14 protein-coding genes are annotated in these 18797 nt (G+C 32.0%); 5 read left to right on the forward strand and 9 right to left on the reverse strand.

The features are described from left to right. Nucleotides 1–490: 490 nt before the first annotated feature. The gene (locus HMPREF2715_RS06485) at nucleotides 491–1528 is read right to left on the reverse strand and encodes a M42 family metallopeptidase (RefSeq protein ID WP_070485391.1); all 1038 of its coding nucleotides are present in this window, start codon (nucleotides 1526–1528) and stop codon (nucleotides 491–493) included. Nucleotides 1529–1680: 152 nt separating this feature from the next. Between HMPREF2715_RS06485 and HMPREF2715_RS06490 the strand changes: the two genes are divergently transcribed. Further along, nucleotides 1681–2772: a prephenate dehydrogenase gene (locus HMPREF2715_RS06490; RefSeq protein ID WP_070581396.1), complete on the forward strand. Its 1092-nt coding sequence runs from the start codon at nucleotides 1681–1683 to the stop codon at nucleotides 2770–2772. A 73-nt stretch (nucleotides 2773–2845) separates the two neighbouring features. On the opposite strand, the gene HMPREF2715_RS06495 is transcribed toward HMPREF2715_RS06490, so the two are convergent. Then, the gene (locus HMPREF2715_RS06495; RefSeq protein WP_070581397.1) at nucleotides 2846–4108 is read right to left on the reverse strand and encodes a Y-family DNA polymerase; all 1263 of its coding nucleotides are present in this window, start codon (nucleotides 4106–4108) and stop codon (nucleotides 2846–2848) included. Nucleotides 4109–4260: 152 nt separating this feature from the next. Between HMPREF2715_RS06495 and HMPREF2715_RS06500 the strand changes: the two genes are divergently transcribed. Next, the gene (locus HMPREF2715_RS06500) at nucleotides 4261–4449 is read left to right on the forward strand and encodes a 2-hydroxymuconate tautomerase (RefSeq protein ID WP_011275837.1); all 189 of its coding nucleotides are present in this window, start codon (nucleotides 4261–4263) and stop codon (nucleotides 4447–4449) included. An 88-nt stretch (nucleotides 4450–4537) separates the two neighbouring features. On the opposite strand, the gene HMPREF2715_RS06505 is transcribed toward HMPREF2715_RS06500, so the two are convergent. After that, complete coding sequence (locus HMPREF2715_RS06505) at nucleotides 4538–5515, reverse strand: LCP family protein (protein WP_070440051.1); 978 nt, start codon at nucleotides 5513–5515, stop codon at nucleotides 4538–4540. A gap of 146 nt (nucleotides 5516–5661) precedes the next feature. Here HMPREF2715_RS06505 and msrA point away from each other — a divergent pair, with 146 nt between their 5' ends. Then, nucleotides 5662–6168: a peptide-methionine (S)-S-oxide reductase MsrA gene (gene msrA / locus HMPREF2715_RS06510; protein WP_070440053.1), complete on the forward strand. Its 507-nt coding sequence runs from the start codon at nucleotides 5662–5664 to the stop codon at nucleotides 6166–6168. Nucleotides 6169–6240: 72 nt separating this feature from the next. Here the strand turns inward: msrA and mprF are convergent, their stop codons facing one another. The 6 genes from mprF to parE all read right to left on the reverse strand — a co-directional run bounded on the left by mprF (nucleotide 6241) and on the right by parE (nucleotide 17398). Next, nucleotides 6241–8763, reverse strand: coding sequence for a bifunctional lysylphosphatidylglycerol flippase/synthetase MprF (gene mprF / locus HMPREF2715_RS06515; RefSeq protein WP_070440055.1), 2523 nt, complete (start codon nucleotides 8761–8763; stop codon nucleotides 6241–6243). A gap of 241 nt (nucleotides 8764–9004) precedes the next feature. Continuing rightward, nucleotides 9005–10234: an AI-2E family transporter gene (locus HMPREF2715_RS06520; protein ID WP_070839671.1), complete on the reverse strand. Its 1230-nt coding sequence runs from the start codon at nucleotides 10232–10234 to the stop codon at nucleotides 9005–9007. A 77-nt stretch (nucleotides 10235–10311) separates the two neighbouring features. Further along, nucleotides 10312–11166 carry a glucose PTS transporter transcription antiterminator GlcT gene (gene glcT / locus HMPREF2715_RS06525; protein ID WP_070440059.1) on the reverse strand — a complete coding sequence of 285 codons (855 nt, stop codon included), beginning with the start codon at nucleotides 11164–11166 and terminating at the stop codon, nucleotides 10312–10314. 161 nt (nucleotides 11167–11327) lie between these two features. Beyond that, the gene (locus HMPREF2715_RS06530; protein ID WP_037558069.1) at nucleotides 11328–12785 is read right to left on the reverse strand and encodes a glutamine transporter AlsT; all 1458 of its coding nucleotides are present in this window, start codon (nucleotides 12783–12785) and stop codon (nucleotides 11328–11330) included. A 216-nt stretch (nucleotides 12786–13001) separates the two neighbouring features. Then, entirely contained in the window at nucleotides 13002–15401 is a 2400-nt protein-coding gene (gene parC, locus HMPREF2715_RS06535; protein WP_070440062.1) for a DNA topoisomerase IV subunit A, read from the reverse strand. Next, nucleotides 15398–17398 carry a DNA topoisomerase IV subunit B gene (parE, locus tag HMPREF2715_RS06540; RefSeq protein WP_037558066.1) on the reverse strand — a complete coding sequence of 667 codons (2001 nt, stop codon included), beginning with the start codon at nucleotides 17396–17398 and terminating at the stop codon, nucleotides 15398–15400. Before parE ends, parC begins: the two co-directional genes overlap by 4 nt. A 201-nt stretch (nucleotides 17399–17599) precedes the next feature. On the opposite strand from parE, the gene plsY reads away from it, so the two are divergent. Next, entirely contained in the window at nucleotides 17600–18208 is a 609-nt protein-coding gene (gene plsY / locus HMPREF2715_RS06545) for a glycerol-3-phosphate 1-O-acyltransferase PlsY (RefSeq protein WP_070839674.1), read from the forward strand. A gap of 169 nt (nucleotides 18209–18377) precedes the next feature. Next, nucleotides 18378–18677: a HesB/YadR/YfhF family protein gene (locus tag HMPREF2715_RS06550; protein ID WP_011275847.1), complete on the forward strand. Its 300-nt coding sequence runs from the start codon at nucleotides 18378–18380 to the stop codon at nucleotides 18675–18677. Nucleotides 18678–18797 lie beyond the last annotated feature (120 nt).

Consider the following 18797-nt stretch of genomic DNA (forward strand, 5'->3'; position numbering starts at 1 on the left):
TCACTAAAAAAACGCCAGCCTCCTTATGTAAAGGACGCTGACGCGCGGTACCACCTTAATTAACGAAATATTCCGAATAATCGAAATATTAAGCGTTCACTCAGTCTTATTGATTTGTCTTTCAACATAAACCCAAATTCATGATAAGGGGTGTTGATTTGCATCTACCATCAACTTTCTGTCACTACCTTACTCACCACTACTTCATTTATGCCTATTTAATTGTACATAAAAACACCACAGCATACGCGCTTTACTCTATAAGGACGCGTTACCGTGGTGCCACCTTAGTTAACAATACTTTGCTCACTCATACTTTATTAAAATTTAAAATTCTAGACCCAATTCGATTAATATGTTGTGCCAATTTACATCACCCATTGGCTTTCTATTTGCTACAAATCATATTATCTACTTCATTCATAGAATTGTTTGATATTTCTTATAATTCAGTATAATACAAAACTCTATTTTATTTGTCAACAATCAATTATAAATTTATTGGCGATAAACAATATGCGTATAAAAGATTTTGAGTTGCATCAATAGACTCAATATGAGTTCTTTCAAGCGCGTGAGATGATTCTATACCAGCACCAAATAAACCATGACGAATGTCTGCACCTGCTTTTAGTGCTGCTGATGCATCAGAGCTATAATAAGGATAAATATCAACTTTATAAGGTATGTCATTAATTTTACATAAATTTATTAAATGTGATTTTAATTCTTTATGATAAGGACCTGATCCATCTTTAGCACAAATCGATACAGTATATTCATCTGAGGTTTGACCATCGCCTAGCGCTCCCATATCAAATGCAATAAACTCTACTATCTTATCGGATATTGATGCATTTGCACCATATCCTATTTCTTCGTTATTAGAAATATAAAACTGAGTCGTATGTGGTAATTGCGTTTCTTCTTGTTTAAGTTTCTCAAGCAGTTCTAGTATCATTGCTACACTTGCTTTATCATCTAAGTGTCTTGATTTAATAAATCCTGATGATGTAATTTCAGTTCTGGGATCAAAACTTACAAAATCTCCCACTTCAATCCCTAAATCTCTTGTCTCTTGATCAGACGTTGTTTTTTCATCGATACGAATTTCCATATGTTCGCCATCTCTAGGTATTTCATGATTATTTCTGTAAACATGGACACTTGTTTCATGCAAACAAATCGTTCCTGTATATACTTGTCCTGAATCAGTTTGTATCTCACAATACTCTCCTTCAATCGCGTTATATGTAAATCCACCTATTAAACTAATAGATAATCGACCATTTTCTTTAATTTCTTTGACCATCGCGCCTAGTGTATCTACATGGGCAGTAATGCATCTTTGTTGTTCATCATTTTCACCTTGTACTTCGATAATTAAGGCACCTTTATTGGTTGTCTTAGTATCATAACCTAACGCTTCAACTTTGTTCTTAACATAATTAATTGCTTCCGTAGCATTACCAGATGGGCTATTAATTTCTGTAAGTTCTTTTATTGTTTTCAATACTTTTTGCGTCATCATTATCTCCCCTTTTTTAAAATAATTATTGATAACATTTTATCGTATTTATAGAACTATCACTATTAATTCATTCATTTTACTATTGTTTATCTGCACACTCTACCTTACAATGTACATATTCTGAAAATTTTGAAATAAGGTGATTCATCATGAAAAATATTTTATTTATAGGACTCGGTTTGATTGGTGGCAGTTTAGCAAGTAATTTAAAATATTATCAACCTAATCTAACAATATCAGCATTCGACGCTGATAAAGATCAACTTGAAAAAGCATTATCAATAGGAATAATTGATAAAAAAATTGAAGACTATAGTGAAGGCGTAAAAAATGCAGATATCATCATTTACGCTACCCCCGTACAACAAACTGAATTATACTTAAAAGAATTACCTAATTATCAAACACAATCTCATTTAATTGTAACTGATACTGGTAGCACTAAATCTAATATTCAAAGCTATGAAAAGTTTCTCTTAAACAACAACATTCATCTTGTAGGTGGCCATCCTATGGCTGGAAGTCATAAATCTGGTGTTCTTAATTCAAAAAAGCATTTATTCGAAAATGCTTATTACATTCTCGTTTATGATGATGCACGTAATGCTGAATCGGCAAAAAAACTACAAACATTGTTATCAACTACATCGGCAAAATTTATAACAACATCGGCACAAGAGCATGATTATGTTACTGGAGTTGTGAGTCATATTCCACATATCATCGCTTCAAGCTTAGTTCATTTGAGTGAAACAAACTCAAAGAACCATACTCTAGTAACACAATTAGCAGCTGGTGGCTTTAGAGATGTCACACGTATAGCTAGTAGTAACGCAGATATGTGGAGAGATATTACGTTTAGTAATCAAGAAAATATATTACACCTATTAGAAATGTTGCAACAACAGTTAGATTCAATTTCATCCCATATTCGTTTAAATGATACTAACGAAGTCCATAATTTCTTTTCAGCTGCTAAAAAGTTTAGGGATCAACTTCCCGTTAAACAACAAGGTGCACTAAGTATTTCGTATGATCTTTATGTAGATATTCCAGATAAATCAGGTATGATTAGCAAAGTAACTTCTATTTTGAGTTTACATAATATTTCTATAAGTAACTTAAAAATCCTTGAAATTCGTGAAGATATTTTAGGTGCTTTGCAAATTAGCTTTAAAACTCCTGAAGATCGTGAACGAGGTATTAAGGCGCTCAGTGATTTTGAAACATACATTCTATAATAATGTCCTCCTAATACAATGAAATGCGCTCGATTTCTTTTAAATGCTCATTTCATTGATAGGAGGGTATATTTTACATTTTATGCCCTGCCATTAAGCCCAAGCGACCATGCTTTGTTCCAGCATCAGTGTAAGATATCGCTTTAGATACGATTCCCTTACCATATTTGTTTTGTAAGTAATCAATGGTTTTAGCTAGCTTTTCATCTCTTCTTCTTTCATATTCGTCTATAAATAAGTTAAGCTGGCGGTCTTCCTCATTAATAAGTTGAGTCAATGATACGCTCAATGTTCGATACAGTGCATTCTTATCACACAATTGATTCGCATAATAATTGACTACTTTATAGATGTCTCTTTCTAAGTTAGTCGCATCTGTTAGTGTATATTGCTTATGAACACCACCGCCTTCTGTATAACCAAATGAAAAGTGAATTGTTCTTGCCAGTTGTTTACGTGCTCTTATTCTACTAGCAACGTCTTCAATTAATTCTCGCATTACAATTTTCGACTCCTCAAACCGATAATCTCTCATCAGTATTTGGCTTTTACATATGGATGGATTAGTAACATTATATTTTTCTCTCAATTTACTTTGATCAATACCATTAGCATGTAAATGCATATCTATCCCTAATACACCAAAATCTCTTTTAAGAAATCTGTATGGATATTGAGCTAAATCTCCAACAGTTACAATCCCTTTCTTATTGAGCTTTGCTTCTGTTTTCTTGTTAATGCCCCAAAAATCACGTAACGGCGTAATTTTCCACATCTTTTGTGGGACATCATGATATCTCCATTCTGTAATACCATTGGATGTATGTTTTGCTTCAATATCCATTGCGACCTTACTTAATAACATGTTTGATCCTATACCAATAGTGCAATATATCCCTATTTTATCTTCTATTTCCTTTTGTAATCTTTCTGCAAATGATTGTACAGTAGAGTTAAATCGATGATAGCTATCAGTCACATCTAAAAAGAATTCATCTATACTATATTGATGTAAATCTTCTCCCGGTACATATTTAAGCGCAATTTTAGAAATTGCTATTGAAACTTCTAAATATTTTCTCATGCTAGGATTGATAATATAAATATCATTACGATGCGGAATCTCGAATAGTCTTGACCCTGTTTTGATACCAATTTCTTTTAATTTAGGTGTGGTTGCTAAAACAACCGATCCTTGTCTTTTAGTGTCTGCAACTACTGCTAACTTTGTTTCTAGAGGATCCAATCCCTTTTGGATACATGACACACTAGCAAAAAAACTCTTTTGATCGATACATAATATGTCTCTTTCTTCCAATAAATTATAATCATACATGCCAAGATACCTCCCTTAGTCCTTTTTATTATATACGAACACTTGTTCTATTTCAATAAAAATAAGAACTAATGTTCTCAAATTTCTTTTGGAGTACTGCCCTAAAACATGCTATACTATGGATGAAATTACTAATTCAAGGAGGAAATAAAATGCCAATCATCAATGTTAAATTGTTAGAAGGACGCTCAGATGAACAATTAAAAAATTTAGTAACAGAAGTAACAAATGCAGTTGAAAAAACTACTGGAGCTAATAGAGAGGCAATTCATGTGATTATTGAAGAAATGCAAAAAAATCACTATGGCGTTGCAGGAGTTAGAAAATCAGACGCAGAATAAAACTTCGATTAGTTTACATAATAATATTATGGTATTTATTAAAGGCGTAAAAAAAGAGTGCACCCAATCGAGTGCGCTCTTTTACGTTTTAGTTATTTAGAAATTCTTTGACAGCTTTTTTATTTTTCTTCTTATCAATCTCTAAGGCACTGCCATCGTTATTTGTATTAATATTCTGGTACGAATTATTAATTGGAACTGTAAGAGATTCTACGTTCTTATCTCCTCTTAAACCGTAACTAATACCTGTTTGGAAGATAGCTGAATTTGGCATACTTGTATTAATATAACCCCTTAATATACCAGCTACTTTAGGCAATTTTATTACTGAACTAGGTGTAACTAACTCTTTTTTCAACGTCTGCATAACTTGTTGTTGACGTCTAACTCGCCCAAAATCTCCTTCCTCGTCATGTCTAAATCTCGCATATCCAAGTAATTCTTTACCGTTTAAACGATGATGACCTTTTTTAAGAGATACGCCAATATTTTCAGACATATCTTTTTCTACGTCCATAGGAACGCCATTAGGTTCTAATTCATCAATCATTTTTTCAAAACCCGTAAAATCAATGACTGCATAATATTCAGGATTAATACCTAAATTCTTATTTAAAGTCTTTCTAAGAAGTTCAGGTCCACCAAGTGAATAGGCTGCATTAATTTTATAATTCTGATATCCAGGTATTTCCGCATAAATATCACGCATCACTGACATCATTTTCATTTTTTTATGGATATAATCATATTGAACTACCATGATGGAATCTGAACGCGACTTACCACCGCTAGCTTTGTCAGCACCTAACACGAGTACAGAAATCTTACCGTCATTTTTTACTGGTCCATTAAACTTATGTACTTTGATATCTTTTGCATGTTTCTCAGCGTAATTAACACCACTACGATAACCATGGACAATATAGATAATAGCTGCGATTAGCAATATCGATATAATCAAAATGATAAAAGGTAATTTACGTAGTTTTTTCTTATTCCGTCGTTTAGAAGGTGTCTGTGCGTCTGCTTGTCGCCTGTATACTGTCTTATCCTTCTCTTCTGTCATATTTACCTACCTTACGTCTAGTAAAAATCTTCAAAATTATATATCTATGTACTATAATTATATATAATTAAATTATAGAAGTTGCTTTGAAAAATCAAGTAATTTTTAAATAAATGGTACTAAGGTCCAATGAAAGGATGTCATAAATGAATATTAATACAGCATATTTTGCTGGTGGGTGTTTCTGGTGTATGACCAAACCTTTCGATCAATTCGATGGTATAGAAACAGTAACATCTGGCTATATGGGTGGTTCAACTCACAACCCTACTTATGAAGATGTGAAAAGTGGGACCACAGGACATTATGAAACTGTAAAAATTGAATATGATGTTGCATTGTTTTCTTATAACAAATTATTAGAAGTATTTTTCTCGGTTATTGATCCCATTGATGATGGTGGCCAGTTTCAAGATAGAGGTTCACAATATAGAACAGCTATATTCTACACGAATAAGGATCAAAAAAGACTTGCTGAGCAATACGTTCACCAACTCGAGCAAACAATTCATTCAGAAAAAGCAATAGTGACTAAAATATTACCCGCTTCAACTTTTTACAAAGCAGAAGAATATCATCAAGATTTTTACAAAAAGAACCCTGAGCGTTATGCTCAAGAACAACAAGACCGAGCAAACTATAAATCCAATTAAAGTTTTAAATAATCAAAGGCACCCTTCAAGGTGATTATCACCCATTCACTTGTTGGATGCCTTTTTTAACAATTATTTATGACGAATAACTCTCATTACTTTTAACATGCTATACCATAGTGAACTATCTTTTCTATAAACCAAAAATCTTGGTTCCCAATTTGGACTATATTTTTCTTTATACTTACGTAGTCCTTGAAAGCGATATAGACCATTGAAGTGTTCAAATACACGCCCAGCTACACGCTCTCGAGGGTAAGAGTAATTTAATTGACCTACATTTGATAAAGTTGCCATACCCATGTTAAATGCTTTATAGCCTTTATCTTTACCCCAAAGTAACATATGTAGATATAGGCCATCCATTAAAGGTAAATCTAAATCAGGTAACCAACGAATTAAATCTACTGAAATAGCTTCATTATAATAAGTAGGCATTAAAGTGCAAAACGCAATGACTTTACCTTCTTCATTCTTCATTATTCCAATAGGTGCTTGTTGTAAATACTCTTCTGTAAATTGACCTACTGAAAAATGCATTTCATTACGTCCATCTAGCCACTGATCACTAACTTGTTTTAATTGAAAAATGAGATCTTTCGAAAAAGGTGGCTCTAAAATTTCAAATTGAATATTTAAATCATCGAATTTATTAAGTGTTGCTCGGAAACCACGACGTTTCTTTCCTGATGTCGTAAATTGAGTTAAATTTATAATTGCCTCTTCACCAAGTTTGAAAAACTGATTACCAAAATTATGATATAGCGGCATAAAGCGATCTGAAACTTGATAGAATATAATATCATAGCCTAACTTTTCACCGTAGTTATAAAAATCAATAAGTAAAGACTGAAACGCCTTCGTATCACCGATTGGATCTCCTAACACAACAAGAGCGTTACCTTTGTAGCGATACATTAAAAAAGCTTGTTGCGCTTCATGCATAAAGACATCTTTATCTCCACTATAGATTAAATGACTTAAATAATTGCCACCATACGTTTCAATAATTGATTTACATCTCGATAAATCTTCTAATTGGTGTGGTCTAGTGTATCTAGACTCCAATAACCATGCGACGATACCTACAAGTATGACTACGACAAGAACCGTTAACCAGAAATAATATTTCAATAAAGAAGTATCCATTTCAATGTGGTAAATATCAAGTGCATATAAAGTTTCTGAAATTATAAAATGATTAACATACAATACCAGCATACTTAAAATAATTGTAAAAATTAAACGTTTTAATCTGAATGGTCGTTTCATCACTTTAGAACGACGATAAGCGAGAACAAGTAATACAAATATTAATAAAATCCATGATAAAAGAATTAAAGATGCATAAGTATATACTGTTGCACTAAATATTAAAACAAGTGAAATCATTACAAACAAAATAGCACGTCGGCTTTGTTTAAATACACCTCTAACATTGATAAGTAATAATAAGCAAGCACTTGTATGCACAGATAACATAATATAATATGCGAAATGATGATCATCGTATAAACCATCATAAACAATTGTAATGTTATTAATAAAGAAAACAAAACTTGTTATTAGTACTAACATAGCTAAGGCAAATGACGGAATCTTAGCAATAATATCTTTTTGATAAGAGAATAAAAAAGATGTTACATCTCTTGCAGGTACAAAATATTTAGATTCTTCGAAGTATTTTCGCGCAGATGATCCAAACTCAAATGTAGATAAAACAAGTGCAATAACAACTGGTACAAAGTAATAAGCGAAACGATATAATAATAACGCTAATAGTACTTTTTCTTCAGGAACGCCTAAAGACTTAAGACCTAATAATACAACTAAATCGAAAGCACCGAAGCCACCTGGTATGAAACTAACCAATCCAGAAAGAGCAGCAATGATGAATATACCGATAACAGTAGTGAATGCTATGTTAATATCTACAATAACTGTTGATAAATAGAGTACTGTGGCAGCTGCCAGCCACTCAAAACTTGATACTAGTGTGCAATAAACACCTAAATATTTATTGTTACGATCAATAGGATTAATCATGGTATAGGAAATAAATAAAGGTAAAAATAATGCAACAACATATAAAATCCATCGAACCCAACTTACTTTATTTATTATATGAGAAGCATCAAAGATATGTAACACGACAAGGATTGATAAAAGACTCAAACCCGTTAACATAGAAATCAGTATGATTGAAATAGCATGAACTAATTTTTTTCTATCAGTTGTATAATTTTTATAAATAAATGCTCTAAATCCAGCCCCTATAAATCCACCAAAGCCAACAATGGCATTAAGTGCATTAATGATATAGCTGATTTTAAAAACCCTAATAAGTGGTATATCCAGTTTTAACCCTTTTACTAAGATAAGATCATACAAACTTAGTAAAATCATAGCTGAACCACCGCAAATGAATAAGCCAACTAGATACCAACGATTAATTTTGCTAAATGCTTCAAGTGTTTGTTTAAAATTAATGTGTGCTAATTCATGATATAGCGTTGCAACAACTGCTATAAATAAAACTGCAGCAAAAACAAATTTGAGTAATGATAATAATCTATTCTTAAGTTCTTCAGTCATGTCATACCTCTACCTTCACCTACGATTATTTAAAAATATATCATACCTTCATTTGAATGAACATATGAATATGTATAACTCATACTAACATTATTGTAATGTGTGTAAGATTAAATACTTTCTAAAAAAAGGCGGGAATGATACAGAATCCAAAATGAATTCATTATCTCATTCCCGCTTAGGTAACTAAAACTGAGAAAGCTAGATAAACTGGCTTTTACACTTAATACTCGTTTAGAGCTTATTCAGCTTTAGTATATTCTTTAGTTTCTTCTTTTTTAATTTCATATTCTCCTGAATCATCACCATAATACTTGTTATAACGACGTTTAAATAATAAGAATAGGTGTGAGACTATTACTTTAAGTATTGCATATCCAGGAATACCTAAAATAACACCAACAATACCTAATAAATTACCAGCACTCAATAAGATGAAAATAATCGTTAAAGGATGAATTTTCAATGTTTTTCCCATAACATTAGGTGAAATGAAATGTCCTTCAATAAATTGAACAAGCGTCCATACTACAATTAATTTCAATAACATGAATGGCGATGTAATAATCGCTATAATGATGGCTGGTGAAATAGCAATCGTTGGTCCTAGATAAGGTACAACACTTGTAACAGCAGCTATACAAGCAAGTACAAGACCGTAATCAAGACCAATAATTGAATAGCCTATAAAGAGTAAGATACCAATACAAAATGAAACAATAATTTGACCTTGGATATATGATCCAACTTGTACACTCATTTTTTCCATTAAATCATGGTAATCTTTTCTAAATTTAGGTGGCATAATCTTCGTTGAATACTCTTTAAATTTGTGACCATCTTTTAACATGAAGAATAATACAAAAGGTGTTGTGACAAGAACTACACCTACGTTAACAATAGCTTCTGCAAAACTTCTAATTTTAGTTCCAAATCCATCAAAATAACTTGAAACCATAGAAGGTATCTTATTGGAAACTGAGTCTAACCAATCTTGTATTTGAGTATAAAATGATGATAAGAAAGAAAAATGTGTGACTTGATCTATTGCGTTATTAAATTTATCTACATATTTAGGGAAGTTGTTAGCTAAACGTGTGATTTGATCTCCAATAAGCGGAATTAATAAATTAATAATTAATGTCGCTCCACCAACAATAGCTAAAAATACAATAATGATTCCTAGTAATCTTGGAATATTATATCTCTCCATCAAATTAATCACTGGATTAATAAGATAGAATAAAATAAGCGATAAAATAATTGGTGCTACAATTGTATTAAATATGATGATAAATGGTTCAAAAACATAAGAAACTTTATCAAATATAAATATTACAATACCTATGAGCACTAATGAAAGCAAAGCAAATAATAAATCTTTACCGCCTAAGAATTTCATAAAACGCGTTTCTGTAAAACTAAATTTTTTTGCGCTTTTTTCTTCAACTTGCTTATTTTCAATTGCCATGTTTTTCACCATACCTTAACTAACTATTAAAACTAAAGCTATTTTACATCATAACACAAAAAATAACTAAGTGTTCCTTAGTTATGCGATGAACTTATTTGAGTTTCAAAATGATAAATATGTAATGCAAGATACACAATTTCGGAATCATCGATAGGAATATTCAAGTGCTTTTGAATCATTTTTGAGATTTTAAAAGCAGTATTATATGCATTTGGATAATGATTTTTAACCATATCTATAAAAAAATCTTGAGCATATATGTATTCTTTTTTATTAAGTCGTCGAATTAAAAATTGAATATGTCTTATAAAACGTTGATATTGAACCGTATGATTATCGATTTCATGATTTAAATCATTTTCAATAATAAGTATACTTTTACTAATCAATTTATTAATCAAAGACATCTCATGTATCGTTAAATCCTCTGTGTTTGAAGCAATGTGTAATGCAATAAATCCAATTTCATCAGCTGGGAACTTAACATCTAGTCGTTGATTCAATTTATCAATAACTTGACTTGCAATAGCATACGCACCACTATATAAATGTTTGGTTTCGATAGCAAATGGATTACTAATAATTTGATTTTGTTTTAATCTTTTATATGCAAATATAATATGATCAGTCAATGCAACAACAAGGTTTTTATCATCTGTAGTATGAGTTGTACTTGTAATAAAATTGACTGCTTCAATAATCGCTTGTAGAACATCTTCATCGGCAATTTCAACTAAAGATTTGTAATATTCTTGCTGTTGTTTTTGCTCTAATTTATAAACCTTTTCTATTGAAGCACTTTCATCTAAGGTCATTCCAGCCTTTTTATTAAAGCCAATACCTTTTCCAACGAGAATGACCTCTTGATTATTATAAGTGCATATGATGACGTTATTATTTAAAGCTTTAGAAATGGTATACTCACTCATCATAATCACCTTTCTCTGTAATATATGAATTATAAATCTATTTATTAAAAATGAAAAGATTTCTAACTTAATGTAAAAACTCCTTTCAAAGTTTTGAATGAAAGTTTCAACACATTGAAAGGAGTATGAATAAATTCTATTTTAATCAATCACTTAAGTGATTATTTTTTAGGTAGTTGATTTTCTCTACCCCAAGTTTCAATACCAAATAAGTTAATTTCAAGATTCTCTGGTTTAAACACAGGTTTCATACCAGCTTTACGTTGTTTTTGGTAATCTTTCATTACAGCTATCGCTATATTTGAAAGACCAATTATAGAAATCAAGTTAACAATTGCCATTAATCCCATGAATAAATCGGCAGTACTCCATACAGTTTCAGTTTTTACTACTGATCCAACAAATACTAATAAGACAACTAAGCATCTAAAAATAAACATAACTACTTTGTTTTTAGATAAGAACTCTATGTTTGATTGACCATAATAATAGTTACCAACAACAGAAGAAAATGCAAATAGCGTAATTGCGATTGTTAAGAAGATACCTCCAGCTGAACCTAAATGTTCATTTAATGCTGATTGTGTAACTTGAACACCTTGAGGTGCATTTTCTCCAAATTTTAATCCTGAATATAAAAGAATCATAATCGCTGTGGCTGTACAAACTAACATTGTATCGAAAAATACACCAAGTGATTGAATTAAACCTTGTTTAACTGGATGTGGCACTGACGCTGTTGCTGCTGCGTTCGGCGCAGAACCCATACCAGCCTCGTTAGAGAATAGACCACGTTTAATACCTTGAAGTATCGCTGCACCTACAGCGCCTCCTGTAACTTGCTCGAAACCAAATGCACTCTTAATGATTGTGCCAATCATCGGAACAATTTGATCGATATTTAATAATAAGATAACTAAAACCATACCGATATAAATAATAGCCATGGTTGGAACAATCAATGAAGATAATGTCGCGATACTGCGGACACCACCAAAGATAATTGCTGCAGTAATAACAGCTAAAATAATTCCTGTTACAACTGGACTTACGTTGTACTGAGTATTTAATGATTCAGCAATCGTATTAGATTGAACAGTATTAAATACAAACGCAAATGTTATTGTAATTAATATTGAGAATAAGATACCTAACCATTTTTGGTTCAAACCTTTAGTTATGTAATATGCGGGACCCCCTCGGAATCCACCTTCTTTGTCATGAACTTTATAAATTTGAGCTAAAGTTGCCTCCATAAATGCACTTGCAGCACCGATAAAAGCAATTACCCACATCCAAAATACTGCACCAGGACCACCTAGTACAATTGCCGTAGCTACACCTGCAATATTACCAGTACCTACACGTGAACCAGCACTAATTGCAAATGCTTGGAATGGCGATATACCTTTTTCACCACTATTCAATGTTTCAGGTTTTTCAGTTAAAGCTCTAAACATTTCCGGCAACATACGTAATTGCACGAATTTAGAACTAATAGTAAAGAAGAACCCTACAGTTAATAGCAATCCAATTAAATATTGCGACCAAATTAAATCATTACCTACCTGAACAATTGTTTTAAACCATCCAGGTATTAAATTATCAAAATCACTCATTAAATCCCTCTCATCTACAATAAATTAATATCCAAAGATATACTACAAGAGATTTATACTGTATTGAATAAACCCAATAAAATAATACTAGTACATATTACGTTTGAGTGTTATACAATATCAATATAAATCTCTTGAGAGATTAAAATTGGTTAAAATAACAAGTTCAATTTTATCATTTTCTTTTAAAATTGAAAATATAATTTTTATAATCCATTAGTCGATTGTCATATTTAAGACGTCTCCAAACTCTTTAACATCAACAACAAATGACCCATTTGTGTATTGTTCAGATAAATGAATATCAGTGATTTGTCCTTCTTCAGAGTGACTTTCAGAATATAAAGTATACATACTTTCATCTTTAACAACATAACCTGCAACAACACGATGTGGATTTTTCTTCAACTCTTTAAGTAATGTAATACCTCTTTGTGCTCTTTTAGCTTGTTGTAAAATCTTATAGCTAATTCGTTTTACAGCACCTCTTTGAGTAGCCATTATAATTGAGCTGTCATTATCTACAACATCCGTCATAACGACAAAATCTTCATCTTTTAAGTTGATAGATTTCACCCCAGCTGCTCGTAATCCCGTATCAGATAGTTCTTCACTTGAATACGTTAATGACATACCTTTATGTGTTAATACATTGATGAGTTGATCTTCATTTAATCGAATGACGTTTATTAATTCATCATTATCTTTAACTTTCATAGCAACTAATGGTTTATTGTAACGAGTCGTTTTAAATAAGCTAACGTTACTTTTTTTAATCATTCCATTTCGAGTCGCTAGTACATAAAATGCGTCATCTTTAAAACTTTGTTCATTGTAAACATCAACTACAGTTTCATAATCATCTAAGGGAACAATTTGAGATACATGCTGTCCAAGTTCTTTCCATCTGATATCTGCTAATTTATGAACCGGAATGAATATATACCTTCCTTTGTTTGTAAAAACAAGTACCGTATCTTGCGTGTTAACTGTTTGATATTTGAGTAAACTGTCTCCATCTTTAAGCCCTATTTCAGTGACACCACTGGCATTGAAACTACGTGTAGATGTCCGTTTAATATATCCTTGACGTGTAATACTTAAAACAACATCTTCACTTGGAACCATAACTTCTTTATCAATTTTAATTTCTGCGATTTCCGCTTCAATTGATGATAAACGCTCAGATTTAAATCGTTTTCTAATATCAGTCAATTCACTTTTAATTACTTGTAACAATGCATCATGATTATCAAGTATATGACGATATTCTTTAATCAATTTAGCTAACTCATTATGTTCATTTTCCAATGCAACGATATCTGTATTAGTTAAACGATAAAGTTGAAGCATGACAATAGCCTCTGCTTGAGCTTCCGTAAATTCAAATTCAGCAACTAAATTGTCTTTAGCATCTTTTTTATTTTTAGAGTTACGAATTAACGTGATAACCTCATCCAATATTGATAGTGCTTTCATTAAACCTTCCACAATATGCATGCGTTTTTCGGCGTGATCTAAATCATATTTCGTACGATTTGCCACAACTTCAATTTGATGATTTAAGTAACTATCAATAATTTGGCGAATACCCATTAGTTTTGGACGACCGTCACTAATTGCAACCATATTAAAGTTATAAGTAATTTGTAAATCAGAGTTTTTGAATAAATAGTTTTTTATAGCTTCTGCATTTACATCCTTTTTCAGTTCGATCGCTATTCGTAATCCAGTGCGATCAGTTTCATCACGGACTTCGATAATACCATCTACTTTTTTATCTGCTCTTAACTCATCGATTCTTTTGACTAGTGAACTTTTATTCACTTCGTAAGGAATCTCAGTAACGATAAGTTGTTGACGACCATTACGAAGGGTTTCTTCATCCACTTTAGAACGTACAACAATTTTACCTTTACCAGTCTCATAAGCTTTCTTAATGCCATCCACACCTTGAATAATACCGCCAGTAGGGAAATCTGGACCTTTTATATATTTCATTAGTTGAGTAACAGTAATATCAGGATTATCGATGTATTTCAATGTTGATTGAATTACCTCTGCTAAATTATGCGGTGGGATGTCAGTCGCATAACCTGAAGAAATCCCTGTTGAACCATTAACTAATAAATTAGGAAACCTTGCTGGTAAAACCATTGGTTCTAAAGCTGTATCATCATAGTTTGGAACAAATGCAACAGTTTCCTTATTAATATCTCTGACAAGTTCTTCCGATAATTGGCTTAACTTCGCTTCAGTATAACGCATTGCTGCAGGAGGATCATTATCGATACTACCGTTATTACCATGCATTTCAATTAAAACATGACGTAATTTCCAATCTTGACTTAAGCGCACCATTGCATCATATACTGATGAGTCGCCATGAGGATGATACTGACCAATAACGTCTCCGACTGTCTTCGCACTCTTACGGAAATTCTTATCATACGTATTCCCACTACTATGCATTGCGAAAAGAATTCTTCGTTGTACTGGCTTCAAGCCATCACGAACATCCGGTAATGCACGTTCTTGAATAATATATTTACTATATCTTCCAAAACGATCACCTATCACATCTTCAAGTGATAAATCTTGAATTATCTCACTCAATTTGTTTCCTCCTCAGTATATTCTTCAGTTTCTAGTACTTGTACTTCAGTATTATCTAATATACTTTGATCTTCTTGCATGCCAAATTCAACGTGACTTTCAATCCATTCACGACGTGGCGCAACTTTATCACCCATTAAAGTTGTAACTCGTTTAGACGAACGCATTTCATCTTCAATTTGAACACGAATTAATGTTCTAGTTTCAGGATTCATAGTTGTTTCCCATAACTGTTCAGGGTTCATTTCACCTAGACCTTTATAACGTTGCAACATAAATCCTTTTCCTAATTTCTTCTGAAGTTTTTCAAGTTCATCATCAGTCCATGCGTATTCAACTTGCTTAGATTTACCTTTTCCTTTTTCCAGTTTATATAGTGGCGGCAATGCGATAAATACTCTTCCAGCTTGTACAAGCGGTTTCATGTACTTAAAGAAGAAGGTTAATAATAATACTTGAATATGTGCACCATCTGTGTCGGCATCAGTCATGATAATAATTCTATTATAATTACTGTCTTCTATTTTAAAGTCGTTTCCAACACCAGCACCAATTGTATGAATGATAGTATTAATTTCTTCATTTTTAAAAATATCTTCAAGTCTTGCTTTTTCAGTATTAATAACTTTACCTCTTAAAGGTAAAATCGCTTGGAATTTTCTATCTCTTCCAAGTTTAGCTGAACCACCTGCTGAGTCACCTTCGACTAAATATAATTCATTTTTCTCAGTATTTTTACTTTGAGCAGGTGTTAACTTTCCTGATAATAAAGTGTCTTTACGTTTATTCTTCTTACCTGAACGTGCATCTTCACGTGCTTTACGCGCAGCTTCCCTAGCTTGTTGTGCTTTAATTGCTTTCTTCACTAGAGATTTAGAAAGTTGACCTTTTTCTTCTAAATAATATGGCAATTTATCAGAAACTACTGAATCAACAGCACTACGAGCTTCTGAAGTACCCAATTTAGATTTAGTTTGCCCTTCAAATTGTAACAATTCTTCAGGTATGCGAACTGATATAACTGCAGTTAAACCTTCACGAATATCATTACCGTCTAAATTCTTGTCTTTTTCTTTTAATTCATTGATTCTTCTTGCGTAATCGTTGAACACACGTGTCATTGCAGTTTTAAATCCTACTTCATGTGTTCCGCCATCTTTGGTACGCACGTTATTTACGAAGCTTAATATACTCTCTGAATATTGATCATTATATTGAAAAGCGACATCTACTTCTATACCATTTGAAGCACCTGTAAACATAGTTACGTCGTGAAGAACCTCTTTGCCTTCATTTACATAACTGACAAACTCTTTAATCCCCTCTTCATAATGATAAACATCTTCACGTTCTTTGCCACTACGTAAATCTTTCAATGTTATTTTAAGATTCTTTAATAGGAAGGCAGATTCTTGTAACCTCTCACTTAAGGTTTCAAAATTAAATGTAGTTGTAGCTTTAAATATTTCGGGATCTGGTTTAAATGTAACTTTAGTTCCCGTTTTTTTTGTTTTACCTGATTTAACTAATCCAGATGCTGGCACTCCACCATTTTTAAAGCTTTGCTTGTAAATATTCCCGTCTCTATGTATTTCTACTTCTAACCATTCGCTTAATGCGTTAACTACAGATGCACCAACCCCATGCAATCCACCTGATGTTTTATATCCGCCTTGGCCGAATTTACCACCGGCGTGCAATACAGTGAAAATAACTTCAACAGTAGGTTTACCTGATGCATGCATTCCTGAAGGCATACCACGACCATTATCTTCAATAGAAATACTATTATCTTGGTTTATTGTTACATTTATTTCGTTACCATATCCGTTTAAAACTTCATCTACGGAGTTATCTACTACTTCATACACTAAATGATGTAGTCCTCGTTTATCAGTAGATCCTATATACATACCTGGACGCTTTCTTACAGCTTCCAATCCCTCTAATACTTGAATAGAATCATCTGAGTAATGATTTGAATTTTTTGTTGCCAATGCGTTCGCCTCCTACAAACGTACGTTCGTTTTAAAAACTATACAATAGTTATTCTTATATAAATCGGTCTAAATTGCAAGCGTGAGTTAAAACTAATCTATTTAAAGTTCCTGTTAAGAACAAATTTTTAAAATTGGTCGTTGTTATCTATTAGATTATGGTAAAATATAGCTACGTTATTAAAGGATGTGTAAAGTTATATGATGATAGTAGTCATGCTCATATTAAGCTATCTCATCGGTGCTATTCCTAATGGATATGTTATAGGAAAGCTGTTTTTCAAAAAAGATATTAGACAATATGGCAGTGGTAATACTGGCGCAACTAATAGTTTCCGAGTTCTAGGTAAACCAGCAGGATTTATTGTAACCTTTTTAGATATATTTAAAGGATTTATTACTGTGTTCTTTCCTATTTGGTTTCCAGTGCATGCAGATGGACCGCTTAGCACGTTCTTCACACATGGGTTAATTGTAGGTTTATTCGCAATACTTGGCCATGTATATCCAATATATCTTAGATTTAAGGGTGGAAAAGCTGTAGCTACAAGTGCTGGTGTTGTCTTAGGCGTAAATCCTATCTTACTACTTATATTGGCAATTATATTCTTTGGAGTATTATATATATTTAAATATGTTTCACTCTCAAGTATTATTGCAGCAATTTGTTGCGTTATTGGCTCTCTCATCATACAAGATTACATATTATTTGGGATGAGCTTACTCGTTTCCATAATTTTAATAGTAAGACATCTCACCAATATTGTAAGAATTTTTAAAGGCGAAGAGCCAAAAATAAAATGGATGTAAATCTAATACCGATAATAATGCATTAAGCGTATCAATTCGCTTAATGCTTTTTTATATCTTCATTGAAACCTTATGGATTATCTCAAAATATGAATATGTTATAATTCTAAGAGTTCCATTTAAAAAATAAAATCCAAGTAATAGATAAATAAGGTAGGAGGATAATGTAATGAAAATTAAACTAACAGATCAAGCTGTAGAATGGTTTAAAGATGAACTAGACTTACCTGAAAATAACAAAGTTTTACAGTTTTACGTTCGCTATGGTGGTGAATTTCAACTTAAACAAGGTTTCAGTCCTGCCTTTCGCGTTGAACCAAGAGAAGATGTAGAAATTGGTTACGAAGAAAATTATAATGATTTGATATTAGTCGTTTCAGAAGAAGATCTATGGTATTTTGAGGACAATGAAGTCCTCGTTGAAAAAGTAGATCATGATGATGAAATTGCCTATTCTAAATTGAAGTAAGTCATAAAAACCGTTGAATTTAACTAAACATAAATATATTAAGATAAAATAACTGAGAAGACGCTCCCATGTAGCATTTCTCAGTTTTTTTAGGCTCTATAATAAATTGGACTGATGACT

The sequence above is a fragment of the Staphylococcus sp. HMSC062A01 genome (assembly GCF_001836805.1).
Lineage (GTDB): Bacteria > Bacillota > Bacilli > Staphylococcales > Staphylococcaceae > Staphylococcus > Staphylococcus haemolyticus.